Origin of the sequence: Streptococcus infantis (assembly GCF_001579645.1) — a bacterium.
GTDB lineage: Bacteria > Bacillota > Bacilli > Lactobacillales > Streptococcaceae > Streptococcus > Streptococcus infantis_E.
The window spans coordinates 176,463-178,174 of record NZ_KQ970819.1 but is presented as its reverse complement, the minus strand read 5'-3'; the positions used below and the strand labels follow the sequence as shown (position 1 = coordinate 178,174).

3 protein-coding genes, 1 pseudogene and 1 other annotated feature are annotated in these 1,712 nt (G+C 37.1%); of the genes and pseudogenes, 2 read left to right on the top strand and 2 right to left on the bottom strand.

Annotated elements, in window-relative coordinates:
- Positions 1-84, bottom strand: a pseudogene (locus SINDD18_RS05230) (50S ribosomal protein L7/L12); the annotation flags it as partial.
- 73 nt (positions 85-157) lie between these two features.
- Positions 158-658, bottom strand: a complete 501-nt coding sequence (rplJ, locus tag SINDD18_RS05225) for a 50S ribosomal protein L10 (protein WP_001287269.1) — start codon at positions 656-658, stop codon at positions 158-160.
- Positions 659-696: 38 nt separating this feature from the next.
- Positions 697-832 (bottom strand) — a sequence feature (ribosomal protein L10 leader region).
- Between the two features lie 176 nt (positions 833-1,008).
- On the opposite strand from rplJ, the gene SINDD18_RS05220 reads away from it, so the two are divergent.
- Both SINDD18_RS05220 and SINDD18_RS05215 read left to right on the top strand, forming a co-directional pair.
- The gene (locus SINDD18_RS05220; RefSeq protein ID WP_001095969.1) at positions 1,009-1,536 is read left to right on the top strand and encodes an ECF transporter S component; all 528 of its coding nucleotides are present in this window, start codon (positions 1,009-1,011) and stop codon (positions 1,534-1,536) included.
- A gap of 18 nt (positions 1,537-1,554) precedes the next feature.
- The coding region (locus SINDD18_RS05215) for an HTH domain-containing protein (RefSeq protein ID WP_153014426.1) at positions 1,555-1,712 on the top strand (158 nt) is incomplete at its 3' end.

The window sequence follows — 1,712 nt, the reverse complement described above, 5'->3', positions numbered from 1 at the left end:
TTCGATAGCTTTTACAAGGTCGTTCAATTCAAGGATTGAAGCTTCTTTAATTTCAGCAATAATGTTTTCAATGTTCAATGCCATTGTTATTTCCTCCAAATAAGTTTATATTTTATGTTTATATTTTTGTAGCTAGGCTACGCTGCGTAGCTTAAGATTAAGCTGCGTCTTCTTTGTTGTCTGCAACCGCTTTGACTGCAAGAGCAACGTTGCGCACTGGCGCTTGAAGTACAGAAAGGAGCATAGAAAGAAGTCCTTCGCGGTTTGGAAGAGTTGCAAGAGCAACGATTTCTTCTTTTGATGCGACAGCGCCTTCGATTGCACCACCCTTGATTTCAAGTGCGTCAGCGTTTTTAGCAAAGTCGTTCAAGATTTTCGCTGGAGCGATAACATCTTCGTTAGAAAATGCTACAGCAGATGGTCCAACAAATACAGATGCAAGTTCTGCAAGTCCAGCTTTTTCAGCTGCACGACGTAAGATTGAGTTTTTAATAACTTTATACTCAACTTCGCTTCCACGAAGCTCACGACGAAGAACTGTATCTTGTTCAACTGTCAAACCACGAGCGTCTACAACGACGATTGATGCAGCAGCTTTCATTTTTTCAGCTACTACGTCAACTAGTTCCGCTTTTTTAGCAATAATTGCTTCACTCATTAGTGTGTTCACCTCCGTAATTATTTTGCTTGGGGAATTTTTCCAAAAGAAAAACGCGCCCAAACCTAGACACGAAAGTACAATACGCTTCTTTTTACATGATACGTTTTGTCCTCGGTAGGATATTTATGAGTCGAGCTCCCCTACTGTCTTAGGCAGTTTTTTCAAACCGTATATAAGTATACCACACTACTTTGTTTAGTGCAAGAGTTTTTTTCTTATTTTTTAAAAAATTTATTTATTTTTTAACCTTATTTCAAGATAATCTCATCAAAAATCAATTTTAGTTCTTGACTTGTTTGATTTTTTATTGTACTATACAACTGTATATACAGTTAAAAGGAGTTATTATGAATACACAAAAGAAAACACAATTCATGACCTTAACCGCATTGCTAACAGCTATCGCTATTTTGATTCCTTTGGTGATGCCCTTTAAAATTGTCATTCCTCCCGCTTCCTACACTTTAGGAAGTCACGTTGCTATTTTTATAGCTATGTTTCTCTCGCCATGGATGGCTATCTTTGTTATTATAGCTTCTAGTTTAGGATTTCTCATGGCTGGGTATCCGATTGTCATTGTACTTCGCGCCTTTTCCCATATCTTTTTTGGAAGTCTGGGTGCTTTCTATCTTCAAAAACATCCTCAAACCTTGGACAATAAGAAATCTTCATTGATTTTTAACTTTGTACTTGGTTTGGTTCATGCTATTGCTGAAGTTTTGGCTTGTATGATCTTTTATGCTAGTACTGGAACTGACTTAAAAAATATGTTCTATGTCTTGTTTGTATTAGTTGGATTTGGTACTATTATCCATAGTATGGTAGACTATTACCTAGCCTTGGCTGTTTATAAAGCATTGAGAAAACGCCGTTAAGCGTTAAGAAAGAAGAATATGACAAAAAATCGAAAAGAAGCACTTTTACAACTGTTAAAGGAGTCTCAAAAACCTCTAAATGGTCAAACTTTAGCAGACCGTTTTCATGTAACCCGCCAGATTATCGTTCAGGACATTGCAGTACTGCGTGCTGATGGTGCTCCGATCTTATCAAG

What these genes read in the sequence shown, in the direction of transcription:
- rplJ (WP_001287269.1), bottom strand. Translation starts at nt 658, where the DNA reads ATGAGTGAAGCAATTATTGCTAAAAAAGCGGAACTAGTTGACGTAGTA.
- SINDD18_RS05220 (WP_001095969.1), top strand. Translation starts at nt 1,009, where the DNA reads ATGAATACACAAAAGAAAACACAATTCATGACCTTAACCGCATTGCTA.